At 38.9% G+C, this 26,759-nt stretch carries 26 protein-coding genes; 11 read left to right on the plus strand and 15 right to left on the minus strand.

Annotation, left to right across the window (positions count from 1 at the left end; genetic code table 11):
• Positions 1-247: 247 nt before the first annotated feature.
• The 6 genes from brnQ to KUV80_RS09015 form a co-directional block, all read right to left on the minus strand.
• Positions 248-1,558 carry a branched-chain amino acid transport system II carrier protein gene (gene brnQ, locus KUV80_RS08990; protein ID WP_222462387.1) on the minus strand — a complete coding sequence of 437 codons (1,311 nt, stop codon included), beginning with the start codon at positions 1,556-1,558 and terminating at the stop codon, positions 248-250.
• Between the two features lie 256 nt (positions 1,559-1,814).
• Positions 1,815-2,348 (minus strand): YhcN/YlaJ family sporulation lipoprotein, encoded by a 534-nt coding sequence (locus KUV80_RS08995; RefSeq protein WP_246625138.1) that lies wholly within the window; start codon positions 2,346-2,348, stop codon positions 1,815-1,817.
• 174 nt (positions 2,349-2,522) lie between these two features.
• A complete protein-coding gene (locus tag KUV80_RS09000; protein WP_222462388.1) occupies positions 2,523-3,137 on the minus strand; it encodes a DedA family protein in 615 nt (204 codons plus the stop codon).
• Between the two features lie 135 nt (positions 3,138-3,272).
• Entirely contained in the window at positions 3,273-3,788 is a 516-nt protein-coding gene (locus tag KUV80_RS09005; RefSeq protein WP_222462389.1) for a GNAT family N-acetyltransferase, read from the minus strand.
• A 90-nt stretch (positions 3,789-3,878) separates the two neighbouring features.
• Positions 3,879-4,793 (minus strand): Nif3-like dinuclear metal center hexameric protein, encoded by a 915-nt coding sequence (locus tag KUV80_RS09010; RefSeq protein WP_222462390.1) that lies wholly within the window; start codon positions 4,791-4,793, stop codon positions 3,879-3,881.
• The gene (locus KUV80_RS09015; RefSeq protein WP_222462391.1) at positions 4,794-5,222 is read right to left on the minus strand and encodes a GNAT family N-acetyltransferase; all 429 of its coding nucleotides are present in this window, start codon (positions 5,220-5,222) and stop codon (positions 4,794-4,796) included.
• Between the two features lie 83 nt (positions 5,223-5,305).
• Here KUV80_RS09015 and KUV80_RS09020 point away from each other — a divergent pair, with 83 nt between their 5' ends.
• Complete coding sequence (locus KUV80_RS09020) at positions 5,306-5,617, plus strand: MTH1187 family thiamine-binding protein (RefSeq protein ID WP_222462392.1); 312 nt, start codon at positions 5,306-5,308, stop codon at positions 5,615-5,617.
• 161 nt (positions 5,618-5,778) lie between these two features.
• Here the strand turns inward: KUV80_RS09020 and KUV80_RS09025 are convergent, their stop codons facing one another.
• Both KUV80_RS09025 and KUV80_RS09030 read right to left on the minus strand, forming a co-directional pair.
• On the minus strand, positions 5,779-7,344 hold the full coding sequence (locus KUV80_RS09025; protein ID WP_222462393.1) for a flotillin family protein: 1,566 nt from the start codon (positions 7,342-7,344) through the stop codon (positions 5,779-5,781).
• A 14-nt stretch (positions 7,345-7,358) separates the two neighbouring features.
• Entirely contained in the window at positions 7,359-7,892 is a 534-nt protein-coding gene (locus tag KUV80_RS09030) for an NfeD family protein (RefSeq protein WP_222462394.1), read from the minus strand.
• A gap of 239 nt (positions 7,893-8,131) precedes the next feature.
• Between KUV80_RS09030 and KUV80_RS09035 the strand changes: the two genes are divergently transcribed.
• From KUV80_RS09035 to KUV80_RS09040, 3 genes are all read left to right on the plus strand, one after another.
• Positions 8,132-8,812, plus strand: coding sequence for a DNA alkylation repair protein (locus KUV80_RS09035; RefSeq protein WP_222462395.1), 681 nt, complete (start codon positions 8,132-8,134; stop codon positions 8,810-8,812).
• Positions 8,813-9,123: 311 nt separating this feature from the next.
• A complete protein-coding gene (locus KUV80_RS18745; protein WP_276516632.1) occupies positions 9,124-9,255 on the plus strand; it encodes a hypothetical protein in 132 nt (43 codons plus the stop codon).
• 250 nt (positions 9,256-9,505) lie between these two features.
• Positions 9,506-10,612, plus strand: a complete 1,107-nt coding sequence (locus KUV80_RS09040; RefSeq protein ID WP_222462396.1) for a tetratricopeptide repeat protein — start codon at positions 9,506-9,508, stop codon at positions 10,610-10,612.
• A gap of 88 nt (positions 10,613-10,700) precedes the next feature.
• Here KUV80_RS09040 and KUV80_RS09045 read toward each other — a convergent pair whose 3' ends face one another.
• Positions 10,701-11,474, minus strand: coding sequence for a hypothetical protein (locus KUV80_RS09045; RefSeq protein WP_222462397.1), 774 nt, complete (start codon positions 11,472-11,474; stop codon positions 10,701-10,703).
• A gap of 224 nt (positions 11,475-11,698) precedes the next feature.
• Between KUV80_RS09045 and KUV80_RS09050 the strand changes: the two genes are divergently transcribed.
• The 4 genes from KUV80_RS09050 to KUV80_RS18750 all read left to right on the plus strand — a co-directional run bounded on the left by KUV80_RS09050 (position 11,699) and on the right by KUV80_RS18750 (position 15,184).
• Positions 11,699-12,991: a homoserine dehydrogenase gene (locus KUV80_RS09050; protein WP_338083495.1), complete on the plus strand. Its 1,293-nt coding sequence runs from the start codon at positions 11,699-11,701 to the stop codon at positions 12,989-12,991.
• A 1-nt stretch (position 12,992) separates the two neighbouring features.
• The gene (gene thrC, locus KUV80_RS09055) at positions 12,993-14,051 is read left to right on the plus strand and encodes a threonine synthase (protein WP_222462399.1); all 1,059 of its coding nucleotides are present in this window, start codon (positions 12,993-12,995) and stop codon (positions 14,049-14,051) included.
• Positions 14,052-14,963, plus strand: coding sequence for a homoserine kinase (gene thrB, locus KUV80_RS09060; protein WP_222462400.1), 912 nt, complete (start codon positions 14,052-14,054; stop codon positions 14,961-14,963).
• A gap of 89 nt (positions 14,964-15,052) precedes the next feature.
• Positions 15,053-15,184 carry a hypothetical protein gene (locus tag KUV80_RS18750; protein ID WP_276516633.1) on the plus strand — a complete coding sequence of 44 codons (132 nt, stop codon included), beginning with the start codon at positions 15,053-15,055 and terminating at the stop codon, positions 15,182-15,184.
• Between the two features lie 31 nt (positions 15,185-15,215).
• Here KUV80_RS18750 and KUV80_RS09065 read toward each other — a convergent pair whose 3' ends face one another.
• Positions 15,216-16,397, minus strand: coding sequence for a glycosyl hydrolase family 18 protein (locus tag KUV80_RS09065; RefSeq protein WP_222462401.1), 1,182 nt, complete (start codon positions 16,395-16,397; stop codon positions 15,216-15,218).
• Positions 16,398-16,540: 143 nt separating this feature from the next.
• On the opposite strand from KUV80_RS09065, the gene KUV80_RS09070 reads away from it, so the two are divergent.
• Positions 16,541-17,899: an amino acid permease gene (locus tag KUV80_RS09070; RefSeq protein WP_222462402.1), complete on the plus strand. Its 1,359-nt coding sequence runs from the start codon at positions 16,541-16,543 to the stop codon at positions 17,897-17,899.
• 21 nt (positions 17,900-17,920) lie between these two features.
• On the opposite strand, the gene KUV80_RS09075 is transcribed toward KUV80_RS09070, so the two are convergent.
• Both KUV80_RS09075 and KUV80_RS09080 read right to left on the minus strand, forming a co-directional pair.
• Complete coding sequence (locus KUV80_RS09075; protein WP_222462403.1) at positions 17,921-19,156, minus strand: aminopeptidase; 1,236 nt, start codon at positions 19,154-19,156, stop codon at positions 17,921-17,923.
• 142 nt (positions 19,157-19,298) lie between these two features.
• Positions 19,299-20,183, minus strand: coding sequence for an STAS domain-containing protein (locus KUV80_RS09080; RefSeq protein ID WP_246625139.1), 885 nt, complete (start codon positions 20,181-20,183; stop codon positions 19,299-19,301).
• 374 nt (positions 20,184-20,557) lie between these two features.
• Between KUV80_RS09080 and KUV80_RS09085 the strand changes: the two genes are divergently transcribed.
• Positions 20,558-22,999 (plus strand): immune inhibitor A domain-containing protein, encoded by a 2,442-nt coding sequence (locus tag KUV80_RS09085; RefSeq protein ID WP_222462404.1) that lies wholly within the window; start codon positions 20,558-20,560, stop codon positions 22,997-22,999.
• Positions 23,000-23,095: 96 nt separating this feature from the next.
• The gene (locus KUV80_RS09090) at positions 23,096-23,428 is read left to right on the plus strand and encodes a hypothetical protein (protein WP_222462405.1); all 333 of its coding nucleotides are present in this window, start codon (positions 23,096-23,098) and stop codon (positions 23,426-23,428) included.
• A 35-nt stretch (positions 23,429-23,463) separates the two neighbouring features.
• Here KUV80_RS09090 and KUV80_RS09095 read toward each other — a convergent pair whose 3' ends face one another.
• The 3 genes from KUV80_RS09095 to KUV80_RS09105 form a co-directional block, all read right to left on the minus strand.
• Positions 23,464-24,912 carry a hypothetical protein gene (locus KUV80_RS09095; protein ID WP_246625140.1) on the minus strand — a complete coding sequence of 483 codons (1,449 nt, stop codon included), beginning with the start codon at positions 24,910-24,912 and terminating at the stop codon, positions 23,464-23,466.
• A gap of 72 nt (positions 24,913-24,984) precedes the next feature.
• A complete protein-coding gene (locus KUV80_RS09100; RefSeq protein WP_222462406.1) occupies positions 24,985-25,929 on the minus strand; it encodes an FTR1 family iron permease in 945 nt (314 codons plus the stop codon).
• 26 nt (positions 25,930-25,955) lie between these two features.
• Positions 25,956-26,708, minus strand: coding sequence for a hypothetical protein (locus tag KUV80_RS09105; RefSeq protein WP_222462407.1), 753 nt, complete (start codon positions 26,706-26,708; stop codon positions 25,956-25,958).
• Positions 26,709-26,759 lie beyond the last annotated feature (51 nt).

Raw genomic sequence — 26,759 nt, forward strand, 5'->3', positions numbered from 1 at the left:
TGATTTTATTATCTCTTCTATGACAAGTTGATTGGAGTGCAAGGTGCGAGACTCCTGCGGGATGAGCGGGACAGGTGAGACTCCCTAAAGCGCAAAGCGCTAGGAGGCTCACCGCACGCCCCGCGGAAAGCGAGCATCCTGGAACGGAAAACAACTACATTCAAAAACAACAAAGTTTACGAACAGCCAAAACAAAAAACGATGCTAAAGGAAACTCCTTTTAGCATCGTTTTTCTTTTACAATCTCTTACGTTGAAAATAGGATGATACGTCCTCTAATCAGAGCAATAATAAAACCTACAATTGCACCAATCAGAGCTGGGACAAGCCATCCGATTCCTTCTGCATACAACGGGATGACAGAATAGATTTCTTCGATAGGACCAAGCTTTAGCCCAAACGCTTTTAATCCATCAGCAACCGAAATAAATGCCGTAGCTATGATCGAACCAATGTACACTTCAGAACGTCCTGAAAAGGCTTCATGGAAAAAGGACAACAGAATAAGCACGATCGCAATTGGATAGATTGCCACCAATACGGGTACAGAGACTTTAATTAACTGACTTAAGCCAAGGTTCGCGACACCAGCACTAAAGATGCTTAATGCAAGGATCACATGCTTATAAGGCAATTTAGGGAACATCTTTACGGCAAACTCACCGCAAGCAGTGACAAGACCAACTGACGTAGTCAAACAAGCTAAAGCCACTGCAAGCCCTAGCAACAAGTTGCCAGGCTGACCAAACAGCTGTGACACGACATTCGTTAAGATTTGGCCACCGTTTTCCGTTGTACCAAGTCCCTGACTCGTTGCTCCAAGATAAGCTAAAATGCTATAGACTGCTGCAAGACAAATAGCTGCAATTATCCCCGCTTTAATCACCATCTTCGTGACTGTCTCTTTTTTCATTCCCGGTTTTTTAACAGCTGAAATCACAACAATACCAAATGCTAATGCTCCAAGAGTATCCATCGTTAAATAGCCATCCATGAAACCTTTTACGAGGGGACTATTTTGATACTCAGGTGTTGCTTTTCCAAGTGTTCCAACAGGTGATATGATGGCTTTCACAAGTACTGAGCCAATGATCAGCAGCAATAAAGGTGTTAAAATATTTCCGATTCTGTCCACTAGCTTTGACGGATTTAAAGCAAGCCAGTACGTTAGAGCAAAAAACACAACGGTGAACAAGAAAAGAGGCACACCGTTATTCCATCCTTCTGGTAAAAACGGAAGAGCAGCCATCTCGAACGCAACTGTTCCCGTTCTTGGAATTCCAAAGAATGGTCCGATAGCTAAATACAGAACAAAAGCAAAAACCAATCCAAATAGAGGGTTTACACGTTCTGTTAATGTTTGCAGTCCTCCGCCTACCCGTGCTAAAGCAATTACTCCTAATAACGGAAGACCCACTCCAGTTATAAAGAAGCCAACCATTGATTTCCAGACCATGTCACCTGCTGCCTGACCCAATGCTGGCGGAAAGATTAGATTTCCAGCTCCAAAAAACAATGCGAACAACATTAATCCCACTGAGAGTGTTCGTTTCTCCATTTTATTTACCTCCTCTGTGGTATTCCTATATAAAATTTATCGAATTTTGTCGAAATTATTTAATTTCCATATGTATTTGTAACACGATTATCGATTGGAGTCAATATTCAGATATATGAATTTTCTAATAAATGATAATAATGACTAAACGGTCATAGAGAAGCGATAAAGAAAGAGTGAAAATCTCAGAAACTTAACAAAAAAGAGTGACGCCAAAAGTATTAATCCTTCTGGAGTCACTCTTTTTATTCATGAATTAACGGTTTGTTGGGAAAATACGGCGAACCGTTTCATTAAACTCTTTTGCAAAGCCTGAAACTGGATTTCCTTTGTCGATCTCATCCGCATATCCTTGCATACGATCCGTAAAATCAGGGTTCGTTGAAACAAACACGTCATTAATATCCGAATCTGTATTTCTTACAGTGTCTGCGATCATTCTTTCCATTTCTTTTGTAAGCTTCATACTTTCGTCGCCCTTAAGCGTCGCAGCTACATACGCATTGTTATCCGTTACGATAACTGTTGCATCCTCTACGTCTTTTAAATCAGTTACTTTGTCTGCCGCTTTGTCAGCTACATCCATCCGTGAATTTTCATTAATCCCGTCATTGTTCATGCCCATATTCATGTCCATGTCCATGTCACGGTCTCCGCGATTATTGTAGTTCACGTCAGTCAAATTGTCGCGCGCTTCTTCTCCCATGTCCCTATCGTTGTTCATATTACAAGCCCCAAGAAAAGAAGAAAGCATTACTGCCATTGATGTAACTAATATTGCCTTTTTCATTTTAGATGACACTCCTTTAATAAATTTTTGACTGTCATCTTATAAAATTTGTTCTTACGAGAGAAAATATACATGGAACTAAATTTAAGCCACTGTCATTTTATTGATACTTCTGTAATCGCAAAATTATCTGCTTTTCTATATAAAAAAATCGTCTCCAGTTAGGAAACGATTTTATTTAAACCACTCATTTGAATATGTGCTTTTATTTTTCGGTTTAAAAATGATCCATGCAATCAAACCTAGGGCTATCAATAAGAAAGCGTAGGTGCCGACCCGATGGATAATGTCCATAACAATAGCCCATCTCCCTGCAAGCTGATTGCCTATCACGATAAAGAAAGAACACCAAAAGATCGCTCCGCTGTATGCATAAACAGCAAACTGCCTAAAAGGTAACGAATACATTCCGGCAAAATAGGCTGTGAGATGTCTGATGCCTGGAATAAAGTACCCAAAGAAAAGTGCTGTTTTTCCGTATTTTGTAAAAAAATGCTGAGTCTTATTAATTTTATCCTCAGATATTCCAAATTTTGGTCCTAATTTATACAACAATGGTTTTCCGCATATTGTTCCGAAATAATAGCTTCCCGTTATACCTGTTAGCGCTCCCAAAAATGCACTCAAAACAGCTGGAACGGCTGGCAGGTCACCCATAAAAATAAAATAACCTACTGTAGCCAAAAGGATTTCATCTGGAATAGGCATTCCAATGATACCTAAGGCCAGTAATAGAAAAATACCTAAATAGCTATATTGATAAATAATATTTACTAAGTCAAATTCCACGACGTCACCAACTTCTTTTTTTACACCTTCTACCATTGTAACGATAATTTAGGGTATTTGGGAAGGGGGAAACAAAAATAAATACCTTAAAAAGGTTTGTCTATTTAACATATGCAAGGTTGGACGAGAGGGATACTATTTCATTATTAAAGAAAGGTTTTCCCAACCAAAACACTCTTCAGCTAATTGCTGATCACCAATAGAGATCGTCTCTTCATCTATTTTGATACCACCGAGTGAGACATATACACGTTTTGCTGGATTGTCTTTTAAAACCCATACGATTAGACTTTTCTTCTCATTGGTAAGTAACGCTTCACTAAATTTCTTCAACAACTGTGTTCCATAGCCTTTCCGTTGAACAGATTTTACTAAATAGAAGGCATAAACTTCGCTATCAAATGAGTCATGACTACGTGCATTTCCTCCAGAAATAAATCCACATAGAATATTATTTTTATCTTCTAAAACGAAAACAATATGAGAAGGTCCTTGAGAGAGCCATTCTTTCCATCTCTCTTCTCTCTCCCTTACAGACATGTTATTTAAATAAGCCGAATCGATAAGCCCTTTATAAGATTGTTGCCAGCTGTCGACGTGAACTTTAGCTATATGGGCAGCATCTTCTACGACAGCACGTCTAATCTTCATGATGTCACCTCACTAGGAAATATTTTGCAAAGTTCTCGTTAACACAAAGAAATACTCCTTTTTCAAAATTAGGAGGACTTGATTTATTTCCTATACCCACCATTTCTCCTGAGGGATTAAGGTAACAGGAATATGAAACTGCTCTTCAAACCACGGTTTCAACTGAGACGCGTGAACCAAATATTCAGATGCTGAATGCGATACCCCAATCAAACTCATAGTCGTAGTCTCGATGTATTCTCTCATTTCATCATATTTTTTCTTTCCATATTCAGTGTCAATATGGCAGTGTACCTCACCTGTTACGTAGGCTTGAGCACCAAGCTCTTCTGCTTCTTTCATCACATCAACTTTATCTCCGCAACCTGCTGCTATTGCGATCTTTGTAATACTTGTTTGAGATGGCCCCTCAACATCCGCATAAGGAATTTGAAAGATCTCTTTTGATTTCGTTATAAGAGCTTCAGTAGAGGTAGCCGGAACCTCGCAGATCACTCCACAAGCTCCTTTATCGTCCTTAAAAAATTCAGTGATCACTCTTGCACCAAACGCTTCTGCCATTGCATCACTCGTACTAATGGTCCTTGAATAATCAAGAGGAACATGTAGGGTAAAGACCGATAAACCTTTTTCCTTCATCTGACGAATATATGCAGAAGGGATAGGAACAAACCCTTTCCCCCACTCTCCCCTCGGATCACCACATTCCATTACAAGCGGATGGTGCATGAATAATAAATCACCAGGCTCACTCTCGGAAATAAACCGAGTTAATACCTCAACTGTTGGAAATACTGCTAAAAAAATGCGACCTACCTCTTCTTGACCTTTCAACATCAAGCCGTTAAACAATTGGGTAAACTCCTGCTCAAATTCTTCTCGCCAAGAAAATCCGATTGGATCATACACCATAGGAATAAAGCGGCTGAACGCAGGGTCCGTTCCTATTTCTCTGTATCGAAAAAGGCTATCGATCGTTTGATCTATTTTACGTAAATTTGCCATCTATTCTTCATTCCTTCCATTCGTAAAATAGATAATTTCCGGATCTCCTTCATCTAAATTGTCAACAAATCCACTTTTTATAAAATCGCTTGCTGTGAAAACTTGCTGCATCGCTATGTTCGACTGATTGGTAGAAGAGAAAACTTTTTGAGTCGGTGAATGTTCAGCCATATATTTAAGCAATGACTTAGCGTAGCCTTTTCTTTGATGAGAGGGCTTAATCATAACGAGGGAAATGAAACAGCACTCAAAAAAATGCGTGTGGTACAATAAAAAACCTGCGAGTTCAGAATCTGAAAAAACGAGCACACATTGATTCTGTCCAATCGCCTCTTTTATTTCTTCTTTTCTTCGGTCACTTCCAATCATTTCTTTATCTACTAATATAATCTCTTCCAAATCATGATCATTTGCTAACCTTATGTCCATTATCCACACCCTTTTTTCGTTCTTTCATTTTGATGTCATTTATCCTTTTGCTACAATAGAAAAAAAGAATTGGAGTTGAAATCATGCCCATTGTCGACATCACTATCATTCCAATCGGTACTGAAACACCGAGTGTCAGTTCTTATGTAGCCGAAATTCAAAAAGTTCTCCAGCAAAACAAGGATAAAGTAAACTATCAGCTCACCCCTATGAGTACGTTGATTGAGGGAGAACTTCCTGATCTTTTTCATGTTATACAACAGCTTCACGAAGTTCCGTTCTCAAAAGGAATCATGCGTGTAGCAACGAACATCCGCATAGATGACCGACGTGATAAAAAATCAACGATGGCAAAAAAACTGCAAGCTGTTGAGCAGAAGATGACCCTAGAATAAATGTCCAGATGCCGATGCGCTCGTAAGTCTCAAAAAATAGCTCGTAAAACTCAACTATCGCTCGTAAAACTCAACTATCGCTCGTAAAACCAAAATTTCTGAAAAAAGCTTACTTAGGTTAGTCCAATCGAACTGCCTGAGTAAGCTTTTCCTATCCTATTTTATTCTCCTTTTGATGCGGTTACTTCACTTTTTTCTTTTGTCCCTACGGCGTGTGGCTCTTTCTTCGCAAAATCGATGCGCAGGTCATCGATGCTTTGACGAATGTTTCCTTTCCCGGAGAAGTTTTCAAGAAGTTCTTTCACATCAATGCCAGAGGAAGCTTTTAATGATTCTTGCAATGTCGACATTAAGTTCGTCGCATAACCAGTAATTCGATTTGCTCCTCCATTTTCGCCCCCACCCGTATCAACAACCGTGATTTTATCAATGTTTGCAAGAGGTGCCGCCACTTGTTTAGCGTATTCTGGCAACATCTTGATCATCATATCCATCATGGCTGCCTGACCATACAACTCAAATGCTTCGGCGATCTTTTGCTTTGCTTCCGCTTCTGCCAGACCCTTCAAACGAATAACTTCCGCTTCTGATTCACCCTTTGCACGTTCTGCCTCTGCTTTTGAAAGACCTTCAAGACGGACCTTCTCAGCTTCTGCCTTTGCCATCGCTTCAACACGATACTTATGAGCATCAGCTTCAGCAACCTGTTTGCGTTTTTCAGCTTCTGCTGCTTGTTCAACCGAATAACGGTCAGCATCTGCTTTCTTTTTAACTTCTGAATCATATTGCTTTTCTCGGCGCAAAATTTCTTTTTCTTCAAGCTCGATCTGCTTTTGACGTTCAATGATTTTAACTTGCATTTGCTGTTCTGTTACTTCTTGTTTTGATTTTGCTTCTTCTAGATGATACGCCTGATCAGCACGTGCTTTTGCAATGTCCTGCTCACGACGGAATTCTGCGACCTTTAACTGATTCATCTTTTCAGCTTCTGCTACTTCTGTCGCGCGGCCTAGCTCAGATTGTTTTGCTTCTTTATCTGCCTCAGCACGTTTGATACGTGTTTCTTTTTCTGCTTCTGCCATTGCCATATCCGCATCACGCTTGATTTGAGCAATACGAGGCTTTCCAAGTGCATCTAAATATCCGTTCTTATCACGAAGATCTTTAATAGTGAAGGAAACGATAACAAGCCCCATTTTTGCAAGGTCTTGAGATGCAACACGTTGAACTTCTTGAGAAAATTTTTCACGATTCTTATAAATCTCTTCAACTGTCATAGAACCTAAGATTGAACGCAAATGACCTTCCAATACTTCACGCGCTTCATTTTCCCGGTCTTCTTTTAATTTTCCTAAAAATTGTTCCGCAGCTGTTGCGATTTCACCGATTGAACTTCCCACTTTGATGATCGCCGTTCCGTCGGCCATAACGGGCACACCTTGCTCTGTATACACTTCTGGCGTTTGAACATCGAGTTTGCTCGTCAATAAACTCAGTGGTTTTGCTTGTTGAAAAACAGGAAGGACGAACGTACCGCCTCCTCGTACAATTTTGATTCTATTGCCCGACTCATCGATATTGACATTTCTGCTTCCTAAAAAGCTTCCTGTTACGATCAACGCTTCATCTGGACTTGCTGTACGGTACTTTGTTATAAAAACACTGATAAGAGCTACTACTAAGAATACAGCAACACCTGCAACAATATATAACGGTGTAAATGGCATATGATTTCCTCCAATTAATGAATATAGGTTTGTTCAACTTGTTCGTAAGGCATGACGGATACCACACCTTTTTGGATATCGATGATTAAAATTTTCTGTCCTTGTGAGATCGGTGTGTTATCCATGCTCACGGCAGTCTTTGAAATTCGCCCACTGATTCCATCGATTAAAATTTCTCCAAATCCATCGGTGGGAACCGTTGTAATGACGGTACCTACTCTTCCCTTTAGATCTTCATCATAATACGCTAATGATTCTTCAGAAGAACGAATGGGCATCAATACAAAAACATTCAGAAGTGTAACGAGTAAGAGTGAAAGTAAACAGCTAAATACGATGATAAACCAGCTGTTAATCGTGGTCATTACCTCCATCAAATAACCGGAAGCTGTTCCAATCGTAAAAAAAGACAAAATTAGCGCAGGATGTAAAAAATCCATAGCAGCATCAAGCATGTCACCAAACAGAATGTAAACAAACGTGATGCACCCAAAAATGATAAAACTTCCTAGATAAATTGTGGATAACGGATACCCAAACAGTTCCATGCTCATCTCTCCAGTACGTTAGACTGTTCAGAAAAAATATAACAATTTCTAAAAAAACAAACCCCCTTGTTGTATTTCTTTAACCATAGCAAAAGGGAAAAGAAAAAAATGTAGTATTTTGTCGAAGAAGTGGTAAATTCCAATATTGGATTTATATGTAAATTTACGGTCTAACCAATAAAAAGTTTCAGTGTGTTAGAAATTTTTGTATAATTTTATCTGAGAAAGGTTGGGGTTATATGTATGTTGAAAAGTTGTGGGCCCACTTAAAGAAGCGAGAGAACAAAGAAGACGCTGAACAAATGAAGAAATATATGAGAGATCAGTTCGAATATTTCGGATTACGTTCCCCTGTCATGAAAGAAAGTTTTAAGAGTTTTATTAAAGAGAATGGTCTTCCCCATCACGATGATCTTTTTGGAGTCTTAAAGGAATTGTGGGAAAAACCAGAACGTGAAATGCAATATGCGGGTCTTTCAATTGCTGACAAGCTAAAAAAACACATGAAGAAACAAGACATTGAGTGGATTGAATACATCATTGTCACAAAAAGCTGGTGGGATACGATTGATCATATTGCTAAAAACATTGCTGGGTATTATTTTAAGGCTTTTCCTGAAGAAATAAATCCGGTGACAGAACGGTGGATCGCATCAAAAAACATTTGGCTCATGCGTTCGGCTATCTTGTTTCAGTTAGGTTATAAAGAAAAAACGGATAAAGAACTTTTAGCATATCTCATTAAAGAGACAAAATATGAACAAAACTTTTTTATCCGTAAAGGCATTGGCTGGGCGCTTCGAGAGTATGCGAAAGTTAATGAAGACTGGGTTTGGGAATTCGTTCATGATGTAGAGCTGAGCCCGCTGTCTTATAAAGAAGCCATCAAAAATATAAAGAAAACAAAACAACCTTCGTGATTATACGGCTCCCGTAATCGGAAACTTTAAACAGTCCGATAACGGGATTTTTTTCACTCAGGCGGAATCTATTTATACACCCAACCGCAATAGGTAAAATTAGTAAAAAAGTATTGATAGAATTTTCACTAAATTATGACATTTAACCCAATGCAAATCTAAAACTTTCTGCTATTATTGTTGTAAATTGTAAAACAATGTTGATAAAGGAGGTCAGATGTTTTAAAGAAATGCCTTTAAATTCATCTTTGACTACACATGATTATCGGCATACACATTCACGGTAAAAAAAATAATAAGGGGTGTCAAGAATGAAGAAAATGGTAGGTGCTCTAGTTGGCGTTACTTTAGCAGGTGCATTATTGATTGGAGGGTTTGTTTCCTATCAACCTACAGTGTTTCAAGCAGAACACGGCAAAACATTTTCTCCACCAAAAAACTAACTATTAAAATAGACTAGTTTACACCACGACATATAAGGATCAGCAAAGAGGGAACAGAGCATTCAACGTTCCCTCTTTTTTGTTTGTTTTCTCCCGGTTGCTGCACACATCTATACGTTTGGGAGTTTAGGATAAAAGTTAGGGAATTATTTTCAATAAATTCCGACAATTTACTCAATCCTACCATAATTCTCTCATGCTAAAATTGTGTCAAATTGTAAATTAATGCTAAAGAATGGGGGCGGATATTTTGGAGGTAAAAGTAACAAGTACGGAGCAGATGATTCAGTTGTTAAACAACTGGTACCATGAGATTTTGTCTCAAAACGTTGTTCATGCGCGGAAATTCAAAGTGGAGATCGACGAAAAAATTGCTACGATGGAAGTTGATCCTTCACAGACTCTTTTTATCTACTATTCCTTGCTATGTTTTCGGTACCAAATTTTAATCAATCAATTATGGGAAGCAAGGTACACACTCAACAAAATAGACTTTGAGAAAACAGGACAAACTGACGATTTTCTATCCTATTATTATAATTTTTTTAAAGCCATTTATGCAACGACGATTGGCCGTTATAAGGAAGCTAAAATGCATTACCGTTTAGCCGAAAATTTATTAAAACAGTTTCCTGATGACATTGAAAAAGCTGAATTTAATTATAAAGTGGCTACCTTCTATTATCATATCCGCCAGCCGCTTCATGCCGTTAATCATGCCTTAAAAGCAAAAGAATTCTTTGAAAATAAGAAGGGATACGAGATTAAAATAGCAGGCTGTGAAAACATTGTAGGACTTGCCTCAACATCGTTAAAACAGTACAGAGAAGCTGAGGAAAACTTTCTCTCTGCATTAACCATTCTCAATAATTATGGCTTGCACATTGAACAGTTTGACTTAATGATCCGCTATAATCTTGGTCTGTTGTATGCTGAGCAAAACCTTTCCGAAAAGGCGATCACTCATCTAAAAAATGCATTTGAGGACGAGGGTTCGGATTACAAAACTACCTTCTTAATTGCTCGTGAATATTTAAAGCTTGGAGACAGGGATGTTGCGGATGAATGGATCAGCCGTGGATCAAAAATAGCAGGTGAATTACAAAATGAAGAATACGAGCATCACTTTGCTATTTTGAGGGTATTTAATCATCTTTCTCATCCTGAGCAATTAGAAGAAACGATAGAGGCTGCTATTACATTTTTTGATTCTCAACACTTATGGGGATACATACAAGACTATGCCGAGAAAGTTGCTTCTGAATTCTATAAAGTACAGCATCATGAGAAAGCCAGTAAGTATTTTCATCTTGCCCTTGAAGCAAAATCTCATTTATATAGAGAGCAAGCAAATTAATAGCTATTGTAGCAGCAGCTGATAAAATACAGCTGCTTTTTTCAATGAAAAAAATGACTTGGCACACTCTTAGGTCATTTTACATCATTTATATTTTTTCAAACCGATAACCAAGCTCAGAAACTACGTAACGAATGGCAGAACGGAATGACACAAAGGATAGCTGGTTCGTCTTTATTCCAAGTGTCACTATATTCTTCACCATATCTTGTGTAAAGCCACAATAAAGAACTTTTGCTCCCATTAATTCAACTGTACTCGTTAATTTCTGTATTTCATGTCCAAGTTCAGGGTCCTCGATCGTAGTAACACCTGAAAAATCAATAAGCACATACTCCGCTTGATTTTTTAAACATTCGTTTAACAGTTTGGTAGTTACGTTCTCCATTCTTTCTATTGACAATTCGCCTACTAATGGAACAAGAAGACTGTTTTCTGCAACGGTAGGCAGAATAGGAGCAGAGAGTTCATGAATCAATGCTCTTGTTTTTTCTTTTTCTTTTTCACGCTCAGTAATATCTTTCCACGTGAGAAGGTATCCTATTTTTTCACCCTTTACGATCAGTTCTTTTACAACTAGTCTTGCAACAAATCGATTAAAAAGGACAAGCTGCATGTCGATTGGAAAGTTACCTTTTTCAAGCATTTCTTCCTGAAAAGAAGGGTCTTTATGAAATCTTGCAATCGGAGTTCCGATAAGATCTTCTGCGTGATCAAGTTTAAGGTATGGTTTTATCGTGTCTATAAATATCTTGGCGGAACCGTTCATCCAAGCAACATGATAATCTAAATCAATAATAAAAAGATTTTCTTCCAAACAATCTAGTGTATCCGTAATGGCTACATCCAACTGGTTCCCCATTATGCCATCCCCCATCTTTTGTGCTTTCTATATCCTATACAACTATTTACCTATGTACTATATCTAGCTTCTTTCTACTTTATCTTACAGTACTTGCCACCCTTTATGTAAGCGTTATCTAAATCTTTACAAAAAAGACTGTTGTACATTATACAAACTACATGTAGAATGTCTCTATCAAACACACAGATGTATTTCTAAGAAAAACAAAAGAGGTGGTCATGTTGATGGATTCTGTATCGGTAGGACTATTAGGATTAGGAACAGTTGGCAGCGGTGTCGTTCGAATGATTGAAGGAAATCGCGAAGAACTTCAACATCGCGTGGGATGTCCAGTATATATTGAAAAGATATTGGTTCAAAGCATGGAGAAAGAGCGACTCGTTTCCATTAAAGAGGATTGGCTGACACAGCAGCCCTCTGAAGTATTACAGAACTCATCTATTCAAGTCGTGATTGAAGTAATGGGGGGAATTGAATTAGCACGTGAATATATAACGCTTGCCCTTCAAAATAAAAAACATGTTATAACCGCAAACAAGGATCTAATGGCCTTACATGGAGAAGAATTGTTGCAGATTGCGTATAAAAATGGCTGTGACCTTTTTTACGAAGCAAGTGTTGCTGGCGGAATCCCGATTATCCGTTCACTTGTTGATGGACTCGCATCTGATCGCATAACCAAAATGATGGGTATTGTTAACGGAACTACCAATTATATTCTTACAAAGATGGATAAACAGCAGCGAGATTACGAAGAAGTCCTAAAAGAAGCACAGGAGCTAGGGTATGCTGAAGCCGATCCCACTTCTGATGTAGAAGGAATCGATGCTGCGAGAAAGATGGCAATTCTATCAACTCTTGGCTTCTCCATGCATATCCATCTCGATGATGTAAATGTAACCGGAATTTCACGGGTCACACAAGAGGATTTGGAATATGCCAGGCAATTTGGTTACACGTTAAAGCTAATCGGCAACGCGAAAAAAGACAATGGGAAAGTAGAGATAAGTGTTGAACCTACTCTGCTGCCAGATTCGCACCCCCTCGCAAGTGTCCAAAACGAATACAATGCCGTGTATGTTTATGGTGAATCAGTCGGCGAAACCATGTTTTTTGGACCAGGTGCCGGCCAATTGCCTACAGCTACATCTGTTGTCTCAGATTTAGTTGCGGTAGTAAAAAATATGAGATTAGGCGTAAATGGTAAAACTGCTGTCGCTCCACAATTTATTAAACAGCTAAAACAGCCTGAAGAAATTCTTGGGAAATTCTTTTACAGATTGCACATAAAAGATGAAGCTGGCGCTTTTTCAAGCATTGCTTCCCTCTTTGCCCTTCATGAAATATCACTGGAAAAATTGATCCAAAGCCCGGTTGATCAAAAAGGGATCGCAGAAGTCGTAATCGTTACCCATGGTACGAACAAGCATCAAGATAATCAAGTATATAACTTGCTCAGAGATTCAGAAGTCGTACAGGAGATAAAAAGTCACTATCGGGTGGAAGGAGCTTAACATGCATTGGAAAGGTTTGCTGACTCGCTACAATGAATATTTGCCCGTTAACGAGAACACACCGTCTCTATCGCTGAATGAAGGAAATACTCCCCTCATTCCCTTGCATCATTTATCAAAAGAGTGGGGAATTTCTTTATATGCTAAATATGAAGGTGCAAACCCTACCGGTTCTTTTAAAGACAGAGGAATGGTGCTAGCCGTTGCAAAAGCGAAGGAAGCTGGAAGTAAAGTCATTATCTGTGCATCTACTGGAAATACTTCCGCCGCTGCTGCCGCATATGGAGCCCGTGCCGGACTACGTTGCATCGTTGTCATTCCGGACGGGAAAATTGCCCAAGGCAAGCTTGCTCAAGCGAAGATGTATGGAGCGGAAATTTTTGCGATACAAGGAAATTTTGATGAAGCTCTTGAAATGGTCAAACAAATGAGTGAAGAGGAAGGATACACCCTCGTTAATTCAGTTAATCCATTTCGATTAGAAGGACAGAAAACAGCAGCGTTTGAACTTGTAGACGCACTCGAACAGGCTCCGGACATTCTCGCAATTCCTGTTGGCAACGCTGGAAACATAAGTGCTTATTGGAAAGGTTTCAAGGAATATCATTCTTTAAAATCGACTGGTCTGCCAAGAATTCACGGCTTTCAGGCAGCTGGTGCAGCACCTATCGTTAATGGAAGCGTAATTGAAAATCCAGAAACAATAGCAACCGCCATTCGGATCGGCAATCCAGCCAGCTGGCAATTGGCAACAGAAGCACTAGAAGAATCCGGTGGATGCATTGACAGTGTAACGGATGAAGAAATACTAGAAGCCTATCAGCTGTTAGCATGCAAAGAAGGCGTTTTCGCAGAACCCGCTTCATGCAGTACGATTGCAGGTTTATATAAACAAATGAAACAAGGGCTACTGCCAAAAGGAGTGAAAGTTGTTGCCGTTTTAACAGGAAATGGTTTAAAAGATCCTGACATCGCCTTAAAAACTGTAGCAAAAGAACCCGCTATCATTCCAAATGACCTCGAACAATTACGTCAGCAGCTAAAAGGATGTGTCGTTTAAATGAAACAAGAAGCCTTTTCCATTTCTGTACCGGCAAGCACTGCAAATCTTGGTCCAGGCTTTGACTCCGTCGGGCTTGCACTTAACCGATACCTAATCGTTCACGTTCAGCCATCACATAAATGGGAAATAATTTTTCACGGGAAAGATCTGCAATCCTTGCATCAGGATGAAGAGAATTTAACCTTAAAAGCAGCCCAATATACAGCACATCAATATGGGAGAGAGCTTCCCCCTTGCCGTTTGGAAATGGAAAGCACTTTTCCACCTTCTAAAGGGATGGGGAGCTCAGCATCTGCTATTGTTGCTGGTATTGAGCTTGCTAACATCCTTCTGGAACTTCAACTTACGAGAAAAACAAAAGCACTGTTTGCGAGCCGTTTGGAAAAACACCCTGACAATGTAATTCCCGCAATCTATGGAGGACTTACCATTAGCTTTTTCAATGGAACAGAGATTGATACAGTTCACGTTCCTGAAGTTGCTGTTGAGATGATCGTTGCCATTCCAGATCATGTTCTTCATACAAAACAATCACGCGGGTCGTTGCCGAACCTCCTTCCTTTCAGCAAGGCTGTGGAAGCGAGCGCTATCAGCAATGTTCTTGTTGCATCGTTGATAAAAAATGATTGGAAAAAAGCAGCGGATATGATGAATCGGGATCTTTTCCATGAACCTTTCCGCTCAAAATCTGTCCTTTATTATTCCGAGCTGAAACAAGCGGCCATTTCCCTTGGAGCTTATGGTGCAGCCATTAGCGGCTCTGGACCGACGATTGTCTGCTTTACTCCTCATCAGAAAGCGGCGGCCATTAAAGAACAACTTTCCTTGCAGTTTCCAGATTATCACTTTGAAACCCTCTTTCCGGATCGAAAAGGGGTTTCCGTCAAAAAAGCTGTTTATGCTATTTGATAGGACCATTTTCGTTATTTCTCTTCATTGCGTTTTGTTTGCTCCCACCGTGGAAAACAATACTATACGCTTTTAAGGAGGAGATAAACATGGAGGAAGAAAAAAAGGATATTTTTAAAGAACAAGAAAAAAAGAGGCAAGCAAAACAACAAGCTAAATATGAGAACAACAAAAGAATGCCAAATGAACAAAACCGAATGATTGATACACAAAAAAGATAAGGATTAAGCCTTTAGAGCTTAATCCTTATCTTTATTTTTGGGCTATTTTAAATTCATCCCTTAAAGATGTCCAGTTTTCCGGGAACGGTTCACCCAGCACCCAATAACCCAACCCTCGTAATTTATATTGCTTGACCAATTTATTTTTCGCTTCAGCACTCTGCTCATTTTCAAACCAAACAACGTGTTCTTTTCCGCTATCATCTTTATAGTTAAAAAACGGTGCTTGTGCATCATTATCATACTTCACCGTAGCACCTTCTTTTAAAGCAAGATCGTGGGCTTCAGCAGGTGCAATGCGTTTGGCAAACTTGTTGCCCTTCTTATACGGAAGTGTCCAATCATAGCCGTAAAGAGGTGCACCCATTATAATTTTTTCTGGCGGGATTACGGAAACGGCATAATCTACCACTTTTTTTACTTGAGGAACAGGTGCGACAGCCATTGGTGGCCCGCCTGACCAGCCCCACTCATACGTCATAAGTACAACAAAATCAGCAAGCTCCCCATGACGTTTATAATCATGAGCTCCATGCCAAGGTCCCTTTTGTTCATCACTCGTTTTTGGAGCAAGTGCGGTCGAAACTTTAAATCCTTCTTTTTGCACGAGTGGAATAATCGTTTCTAGAAAACCATTGTATAACTCTCTGTCTTCTTCTTTTATATGTTCAAAATCAATATTAAGAGCTTCGTATCCCTTTTGTTTCATCGTACTTATGACACTGCCGATTAGTGTTTTTGATGCTTTTTTATCGGTAAAAATGTTATGTGCGATATCTGGTGAAAAGTTCCCTTCTGAGAAGTTTGTTAACACCATCATAGGTACGGAGTTTGATTTTTTAACAACGTTTAATGCGGCCCAGTCCTTGATTGGTTTCAATGTTCCATCTTTATTTACTTGATAACTGAAAAAAGCCACATAAGTTAAGTCGTTAACCACTTCTTTTACATCTTTTACAGATTGCTTTGCTTCAAGAGGCTCTAGAAAACCGAGGGTTTCTATTTTTGTTCTACCATGATTTGTTTCAGCTTTTGATGTATCTTGTTGTTTTTTCTTAGGGGAACTGATTTGTTCAAGCCTGGGACTTTCTCTTGTTTCGCTACTCATGTTCTTTGGTGCTGCTTCACTCTCTTTCTCTTTCATATTATTGGTACCGCCGCAGCCTCCTAAGACCAGAGAAAAAGCGGCAAGAAACATTATTGCCTTTTTCATACATAAACCTCCTTCGTTTTCGTTATTTTCCCTTGAGATTCCCTGTTATATTCTGTTTTCAAATAAAAGCGAATGACATTTGTCCTTTTTTACGGTTTTTTTTCATGAAATAACAAAAAATAAAGGATGTCAGGAGGGGTTGAATGGTGGAAAATCCAAAAAACGGCGCCGTAAATACAGAAGGCCATCTAGCATGGTGGCAGCTATCTTTAATAGGAATCGGATGTATTATAGGGACGGGATATTTTTTAGGTTCAGCAGTTGCGATAAAACTAACGGGACCTTCAGTCGTGTTTTCTTATCTTGCTGCTGCGGTTGGAACATTTATCGTTTATGATGTATTGGCTAGAATGTCTGCAGCAGATCCTCAAAAAGGCTCATTTTGTGCCTATTCTAAAAATGCATTCGGACATTGGGCAGGCTTTAGCTGTGGATGGGTGTATTGGATATCTGAAATGTTGATTTCAGGTAGTCAGCTAACAGCTCTGTCTATTTTTGCTCGGTTTTGGTTTCCTACTATCCCAATGTGGGTATTTGCTGTTATTTTTTCTGTATTAGGCTTAGCGGTCGTATTAGCTGGAACAAAGGGTTTCGAACGGGCAGAAAACATATTCGCGGTAATTAAAATAGCTGCCATCTTCATGTTTATTCTTTTAGCAACTCTTGTGATATATGGATGGTTCGGGGGAGAATCCTTAAAACTTGAAATTCCAGACAAGAAAAATCTTCTTTTTCCAAATGGCGTTTCAGGATGGTGGAGTTCTTTAATTTTTGCTTTTTACGCATTTGGTGGGATTGAGATCATGGGTTTGATGGCGATTCAGCTTAAAGAAAAAAACGATGCTCCAAAAGCTGGGAGCTTCATGTTAATCATGTTAGCTATTATTTACATGGCTTCCATCTCACTCGCTTTGCTCCTAATCAGCTGGAGATCATTTGAGGAGAAACAAAGTCCTTTTATTACGGCATTAGAAGGATTTGATCTTGCTTTTTTTCCTCATGTTTTTAATGGAGCCCTTATTATCGCTGGTTTCTCCACCATGACTGCATCATTATTTGCCGTAACGAACATATTAATGACACTTTCTGAAACAGGAGATGCACCGAAAATTTTCACGACAAAAATGGGTAAAAAACGAAAAGTTCCGGTCCCTGCATTAGGATTAACTGCGGCTGGCCTGCTTTTTTCCATCTTTCTTGCTTTACTTATGCCAGGTAAGGTATACGAGTATATCACAACGGCTGCAGGGCTGATGCTTCTTTACAATTGGTGTTTCATCTTACTTGCCTCAAGGCGCCTCTTAAAAAAAGACACATCTAGTTCCGTAAAATATATTGTGGGAATTGTTTTGATCTTAGCGGCGATAAGCGGTACGGCGATGCATGATACGAGCAGGATGGGCTTGTTTTTTAGTCTAGGCTTCATAGCCGTAATCTCGCTTGTTTTATTAAAGATGAAAAAGAAGTGGGAAAACAACAAAAAATCCGATTCCCCTCTATAGAGAATCGGATCAGTAAAAACGTTAAATTGCCCAGTTGCCGTTTCTGAATAACGGGATACGCTTACCATCACCGTATTCTGCATCGATTTCTAAATCAGCAGATCCAATCATGAAATCTGTATGACCGCGGCTATGATTGATCTCTTTTTCTTCCATTTGCTCTGGAGATAGATCTCCTCCGCCCTTGACTGACATCGTAATGGATGTACCAATCGCCAAGTGACAAGAGGCGTTTTCATCATAAAGCGTATTGTTAAAGATAATGCCAGAGTTTGAAATCGGTGAATCATATGGAACTAAAGCAACTTCACCAAGATAGCCCATTCCTTCATCGATGCTTAAAAGCTGTTTTAAAGTGTCATATCCTTTTTCTGCAGTGAATTCAACCACTTTTCCATCTTTAAACGTTAAACTGAAATTATCGATCAAGTTCCCCATTGCCGACAATGGTTTAGAACTTGTTACCTTGCCATTAACCCCATATTTTCGGGGAGTTGTGAACACCTCTTCAGTAGGAAGGTTCGGAATGTAGTATGTACCGAAAGTAGAATTGTGTCCTCCTCCAATCCACGTATGGTCCGGGTGTAGGTCTATACTTAAATCTGTTCCTTCTGATTTGTAATGCAGCGTTTTGAACTTTTGTTCATTTAAATAGTCCACTTTTTCAGTGAGTACTTTGACATGATCTTCCCATGCAGAAACAGGATCAACTTGATCTACTCGAACGGTATGAAAAATGGCATCCCACAGCGCTTCGACAGCTTCTTCTTCATTTTTTTCAGGGAATACGCTCTTCGCCCAACCTACGGACGGTGAGCCAGCTATCGCCCAATGTATGTCTCCTCTAAGTTGTCCCGCTGAAAAGGATTGGAGCTTTTCACCGCGGTTCTTTTGGACAAACATCATCCGTTCAGAAGGCACTCCTTTATAAGCATCTGGATCATTTCCCGTTACCATCAAGAAACAATCATGATTGTCTACAATGCTGTTATACTTTTCAATCTCCCACTGTTGAAGATCATCTTGAAGTACCTCTTCTTTAGCACTCATATAGTGAATTCGGTTCGTCTGTGTATCTGTCCAATCCACAATAACCTTCTTACATCCATTTTCATAAGCATGCTTCGTTACTTTACGAGTAAATTCTGCGGCTTCGATTGGAGAATTAATAAGAAGCTTTTGCCCTTCTTGAATGCTTAATCCTACTTTTACAACAAGTTCCGCATATTGATCTAATTTTTCTTCAAACGATTTCATCAACAAACCCCTCCAGTTATTCTGTAAATAAAAACGACTGATAAGTTTATAATATTACATTATATAAAAAAATGAAAATTTAGACTAATCTTTTTATAGAAAAAATAACCACAGCAACTTACTGTGGTTATAGAGAAGTTCTTTATTTCTTGTTTAATACAAATCCGATGTGCGCAAGTGCACCTTCTAAATTATTTGTGATCTCAACATCATTAAAATTCACATCTACCTGTAACGCCTTTATAGCAAGATCAGGTCTAAACCCAGTTAATATCGGAGTAACACCAATTAATTTTAACAGCTTAACAATATTCAATAAATAACCGCTTACTGAATGATTAATGCGGCTAACACCTGATAGGTCTATAATCATATACTCAAGAGACATGTTTATGCTGCTGTTCAATGTACTTTGAATGATAATTTCGGCACGATTGTCACTAATATGGCCAATGATCGGCAAGATAGCGATCCCTTTTGTTAGAGGAACAATCGGTACGGATAGTTCCTTTATTTCTTTATTCGCTTTATCCAATTCAAGTACATACGTTAACAGGGATGACATTGTTTGAAACATCTCTACATGCTGCTCTGTAAACTCAAATTTATTGGTGTCCAGTCCACAAATCGTTCCGTAATTTTCACCGTCTTCATAATAAATAGGAATTGCGATAAAGCTTCCACCGCCAAGGTTTGCAGTAACACCTAAATGCTTCGTAAGATCACTTTCCATAATATCTTCAATCAGCAATATTTCAGGGCCCTTATCGACACTCACCTTACAAAATGTTTCATGAAAAGGAAGTGAAGAACCCTCTTCTAGTAATACGACATTTTGATTGATTACTTTTTTTATCTCGTTCACTTTTTTATCATTTTTTGCAATAAACAGCGTATTAATATTGATCATTTTACTCATAAAATGAAGAATGTTTTCTGTTGCTTCTTCAAAATTTCTGACCGATTTAGAATGAATAGATTCGAAACTAGTACTTGGATTAGGATTAGAATTAAAAGTAGTAGACAAGATAATTGACCGACCTTTCTTTGAGCATTCTATCTTTTCAAAAAAAATATTGTATTAAGCTGCACCCAGTTTATTTCCCATTTTATATAGAATGTAAACTCACTTTATACACGATGTATTGAAAATCAATTACCAGTACTAAAGACCTACCCCTAAACCCTATAGAATTCTACATTTTATGCCAAAATCCACCTTTTAAGTCTATTATAAAATAGACCTTAAAATGATTATAAAGTCCTATTTCAACATGATAACACAGTAAAAAACACCTATTCTAGTATTCGACACAACATGGTAACATTTTGAATATGCGGAATTATCCGACAATAAACGTCGGTTTTCCAGCAACGAAAATACTTCTAGGGGGGATTTACGTGAAAAAAGGGAAATGGGTTTCAGCTGCCCTTGCAGCGATGTTAAGCTGCAGCACATTTGCGGGAGTAAGTGCCGCACCTGTTAATGTTTTGTCTGACGCAAAAGCATCTACAGCAGAGGAAAAAAAACATACACATTCAGACGGGCCATTTGATTTAGCCGTGGCTAACGACGAAAGATTAATAGAAATGCTTCAAGAGAGCGGAAAAATCAGTAAAAACGCGAGTGAAACAGAAGCACAGGAAAAGCTGCAACAGTTTTTGAAAAATAAGCAAGAACATGCAGAATCTTTGCCAAAAGGTGAATTAGAAGAAGAAGATGCAGAAAAAGAAGATGATGATGACGAAAAACATAAGAAAGACGGTTTAAAACATAAAAAAGGCAAAGGTAAAGACGTTAAGCCTGCTGAAGAAGAAAAGTGGACAGGCGGTCAGCGCGTGGATAAGGTCCTCGTACTATTGATCGAGTATCCGGATTTTCCTGCAGCAAATATTCAACCAGAAGAAACAGATATGTTCTATGAGGACTATGTAAAAGAACATTACGAAGATATGATTTTTGGCGACAACGGCTATGACGGCCCGAACGGAGAAAAATTGGTATCCGTTAAACAGTATTACGATCAGCAATCGGGCGGAAGCTATTCCATTACCGGTACAGTAGGCGGATGGTATAAAGCCAAACACCCTTCTACTTATTATGGAGGCAACGTTCCCACTCCTGACGGAAACGATGCAAATCCAAGAGAACTGGTTAGAGAAGCGCTGACAGCAGCTTCAGCAGACATCAATCTGGCTGAGTTCGACCAGGAAGATCGTTATGACTTAGACGGGGACGGAAACTTCCGCGAGCCGGACGGATTGGTTGACCACTTGATGATTGTCCATTCCAGTGTTGGTGAGGAAGCAGGCGGCGGTTCATTAGGTGGAGATGCAGTCTGGAGTCACCGTTGGAACCTAGGGAAGGTATTCCCAATTACAGGTACTTCTGCACAAGTTCCTTATTGGGGTGGAAAAATGGCAGCATACGATTACACGATCGAGCCTGCAGATGGAGCAGCTGGTGTGTTCGCTCACGAATACGGTCATGACCTAGGACTTCCTGATGAATATGATACTCAATATACAGGAGCAGGTGAGCCTGTTGCCTATTGGTCTATCATGTCTTCTGGAAGCTGGGCAGGAAAGATTCCAGGTACCGAGCCGACTGGTTTCAGCGCATGGTCGAAGGAATTCTTGCAATCTACCATGCCGAACTCCAACTGGTTGTCTGGGGAAACATTGAATTATAAAGACATTAATGAAAAAGGTGTCGATGTTCTTTTAGATCAAGCCAACATGAAAGGTACGAACAATGATGCCGTTCGTATTGATTTACCACAAAAAGAAACGATCGTAAATTCTCCGTTTAGCGGTTCATACGAATATTTCAGCGGCAGCGGAAATAACCTTGATAACTCAATGGTTACTAGTTTAGATTTAACCAATGCAAAGGCAGCAGAACTTTCCTTTAAAACATGGTATGACATTGAGGTAGATTGGGATTATGCTTCAGTACAAGTGAAAGAAGGAGCGAATAACTGGGTATCCATTCCTGGTAACTTAACGACTGACACTGATCCTCATGAACAAAATCCAGGTCACGGAATTACTGGTAGCTCAAACGGTCAATGGGTAGATGGAAACTTTGATCTATCACAATATGCTGGTAAAAAAATTGATGTGAAATTAAACTATTGGACAGATGTTGCGGCCATTAATCCAGGATTTTATGTAGATGACATCAAAATTAATGTAGATGGGACACAAATCCTTTTTGATGATGCTGAAGGTACATCTGGATTTACATTAGATGGGTTCAAGAAAGACCAAGGAAAATTTTATTCTAATCACTACTATTTATTAGAGTGGAGAAATCATCAAGGTGTTGACAAAGGGCTAGGTCACATTCGTCGTGGAGAAAGCCTCATGTCTTATGATGGCGGACTCGTCGTATGGTATGTAGACGACAGCTATAGTGATAACTGGACGGGAGCACATCCTGGAGACGGATTTTTAGGAGTGGTTGATGCTGATCAGAAGACTCTTTATTGGAGTGATAACTCTGTAGCATCCACTCGATACCAAATTCATGATGCAGCCTTCAAAAAAGAAAAAGGTGAAAAAATGTTCCTTGATTATCGGGAACTGCTAGGCTTAACGCTTACAGATGATCATGTTAAAGCGATCAGCAAATTCAAGGATTCCAAGGATTACAGCAACAAGGGGCTTCTAGATTCAGGCCGAAATGTCCCTCAATATGGTCTTCAATTTAAAGTGGTAGACACAAGCTGGGATCATACAGCCGCAAAGATCAAGATATCCTTAGATTCTAACGATGATGACGACGATGACAATGACGACGATGATGACGATAATGATGACGATAATGATCGTGATTAAGTTAAATTAAACAGATGAAACCCAATTGCTTGCAGGCAATTGGGTTTTGTTTCTAGAAAACTGTAAAGTACCAACATTTAGTGAGGAGGTTAAAGGATGAAACGAACTTTACTAGTTGTGCCCATACTGTTTATTGGATTGTCCGCCTGTTCCTTTATGGAGGATACGAATCAGGAAAACATGGATACAGATCAAACTAAATCTCAATCCGAGGTAATTCGTATGATCGCCAATGACGAAAAGATTATTGAAATGTTAAAGAAGTCAGGTGAAATTCCTGAAGGTGCTTCACAAGAAGAGATTAATAAAGCGCTACAGAAGTATTTACAAAAAAAAGCACCTGGAAATTTTCAGGATGAAAAAGAGAAGCTAAAATACATCAATGAATTAAAAGAAAATATACAAAAAAATAGTTCAAATCAAGAATAGCTGACGCCTGGTGTCAGCTATTTCTTTACTAGCTCTTAATGCTCTTTCCATCGATAAAGTACGATCTTGTCATAAACAGGATCAAAGAGATCGTTAGACTGAAACGTTCTTACTTTTTCCAAGTTGCTAGAAACATCAATTCCCTGCTCTTCAAAACCTTCGATTAAGTGGTTCGTAAGATAAATGTCCTCGTTCGTATGATAACTTTTATCTTGAAGGAATAAATCATACGTGTAAAACCGTTTATGTTCAAAGGGAACACCCAAGTATTGAAAAACACGTGTCTCTTCCCAAGTGTACACGATAGAATCCTTATTTTTTTGAGTAAGGTATTCTGCTACTTGATGAACACTTGGCGCTTTTGTTGCTTGTTCATGAAGAAGCAAACTACCGATCCATAACTGTATAACTGCTAGACCTATGCATGCCCATTTCATCAGCCTCTGCTTCTCGATTAGTAAGACTAGCCATAAGAAAAGAATCATAAATGTGATCGGATAAGAATGCCTTGGTTTTTCAATGTTTTGTGCATACAGGTTCCAAAAGAAATATACCGAAATCAAGGTTAGCCAAACTCTATGGTTTTTTAACATAGGGGTTACTCGCATAGATTTATTTTTCACAATGACCCAAATGGTAAGACTTGAAAGGACTATTAAGATAATAGCAGACTTTGCTGCCATTCCTACAAGTATGATGTTGTATAGAATCAATTGATGAAGTCTTGTAGAGAAAGGTTCTTGCGTATCGACAACCGTTCCTCCCCATGAAGTAAAATGACCTGTAACAAAAGCCATCGATAGCTTTATAAATCCGATCAAACTTCCTTCTGTCATGATAAGAGCGACTACCCAGACTAACTGAAATAAAAAGGCTAGAACGATAAACCCCATCAACCGGACGCGATCTTTGTTCCTTTCGTAATCGAACCACCATAGAAACAATAATCCAAATCCAAATGGAAGATACGATAAACGAATTCCCATCAGAATAGAGAAGAACATTAACGGCAGAAGCTGGTATCGTAATTTACTGCTATCTATACCACACAATAAACTCCATAAAAACCACCATAAAACACCTAATGCAGCTCCTTCAGACATTGGCTGATTAACGAGGATCATGAAATATATACTCGTTTGCAGGACAAGAGTGATGATTAATGCTGACATCCTGCTAACATACCTTTTAGCAAGAAGATACATTGGAACAGTAGCAGAAATCGCCACAAGATTATTAAAAACGGACAACGATAAGGATGGATTATCGATCACGGAATGCACGATCATGCCACCAAAAATAAAGAAGGGATAACCGGGGAAATGTGGCTGCATAGCTAATAGATCAAATCTGTCCAGTGCTAGTGCAAAGTCAACTTGATCCCAGGAGCTCGGTATAGTATTGCTATATAAGAATCGGATATAAAAGGTGATGAATAGTAATAACAATACCAATGCTGCAATTAATTTATTTGCTCTACCCATCGCTTCTCCCTTTTTCCATGTAATGTAATTTATGATTAAAGAAAAAGCACAAGGCTTTTTCGCCTTGTACTCTTATTCATTAGCAGAAGCCATCGTTTGTTGCTTCCAAGTCTGTTGTTGACTTTGTCTTGGCTTCTCCACTTTTGCTTTTTTACTTGCTGGCTTGTTAAGGAAAACGAGCATGTAGATGACTGCAAAATAACCAAGATAGACCAATACCTCTTCAATCGAAGGCATTGAGGAATATCCTAAGAATGCTTTTAAGAAGATGCCGATGTCTCCAGAAAGGATAGGTGCTACCCCATAATCACGCAAGTAGTGGGCATAGTCGATTGGATGCTCTGGTAAGAACCAAGTAATGTCATAAACATGAGGAACGACACTTCCAAGAATCTTAATATCCTGCATCATTGAAACACCTTGCACCATAAGTCCTGCTGCAATTAGAACAATAAATGCACCAGTCGTTCTAAAGAAAGCTTTTAGTGAAATGCGCATTGTCCCTTTAAAGAATAAGTAGCTGACAGCTGTAGCAGCTACCAATCCAGAGATTGCTCCCCATCCTGTCATAGCAGCTCCAATGTTTCCACCCGTTATCGCTGCAAAGAAAAATACGGTCTCTACTCCTTCTCGTACAACAACAAGGAAAGAGTGAATGATCATGCCAATAATGCTTCCTGTAGAGATAAACTTGCTGATTTTACCTTCTACATTGGATTTAATGTTCTTGCTGTGTTCAGCCATCCAGAACACCATTTGGGTCAACAATAACGAAGAGATAAAGATAATCGCAATTTTTAAGTACATTTCCGTTCCCATTGCTGAGAAGCCTGTAAAAACAACCTGGAATAATAATGCGACAAGATAACTTGCTGCAATGGCCATCCCGGCACCGACCCAAACATATTTTACATATTTTTTGTTATCTGTACGTTTTAAGTAAGTCGTGATAATTCCTACGATTAGTAATGCTTCCAACACTTCACGAAATGTAATAAGAAAAGCTTGTAATTGCATTTCTTTCCCTCCCCTAAAACCTCTGCTTATCTTCTCTTTTTAATAACGTAGATGATAACTCCCGCTAAAATGGCTATAATCACAATAAGAGGCAGCCAGTTTTTAACGTTAGCCAAGTCGGTCCATTCTGTTTTTTCAGAAGCTTGACTTTCCTCTTCTAAATCAACATTAAAATGACCAAGTTCAAATTTTTCTGTGTTGAATTCTTTCTGCAGCTTATTAATGATAAATGTTTTGCTTTGATTAAAAGCTTCTTGACTCGCTTCCTTTTTCCCGACTCCGAAAAGTCCAGGATTCCCTAATGCTTCTAATGCTTTATCAAATTCATCTTGTATCTGTTGATCTAATTTTTTGTCTTTTTTCGCTATAATGGGAGAAAGGGCCTGATAAGTAGCGTGCCCTTTTGCTAGTAATCGCTTGCTTGTTTCATAATCTTGAAATTTTTGATCAACACCTGATAAACGGCGATCTATATTCAAAGCTAGTATTTGTTGCATATTTTCAATTAGCTTTTCTTTTTGCTGTTGTTCTATATTTGCCACAATCTTTTTAGAAGGCTCTGGTCCCATATGCATATCTATTTCTTCTTTTACGGTCTCATATATTTTTTCTGTCTCTGTAAAGTTTGGAGGATTTTGATCCAGCTGAACAACTATTTTCTTGTAAGCTTCAGCGATTTTTTCTTCATTGGGATCACCATAAGAGTAGGCGTTCGCCGTATTATGTAACGACAAGAAAGTTACGAGAGTGAGTGTCAGTATTGTTATGAATTTCTTCATCTTAGTATATTCCTCCTTACCCACTGATAATGATAATGATTATCAATGTCG

The sequence above is a fragment of the Fictibacillus nanhaiensis genome, from assembly GCF_019801215.1.
In the GTDB taxonomy this organism is placed as follows: domain Bacteria; phylum Bacillota; class Bacilli; order Bacillales; family Fictibacillaceae; genus Fictibacillus; species Fictibacillus nanhaiensis_C.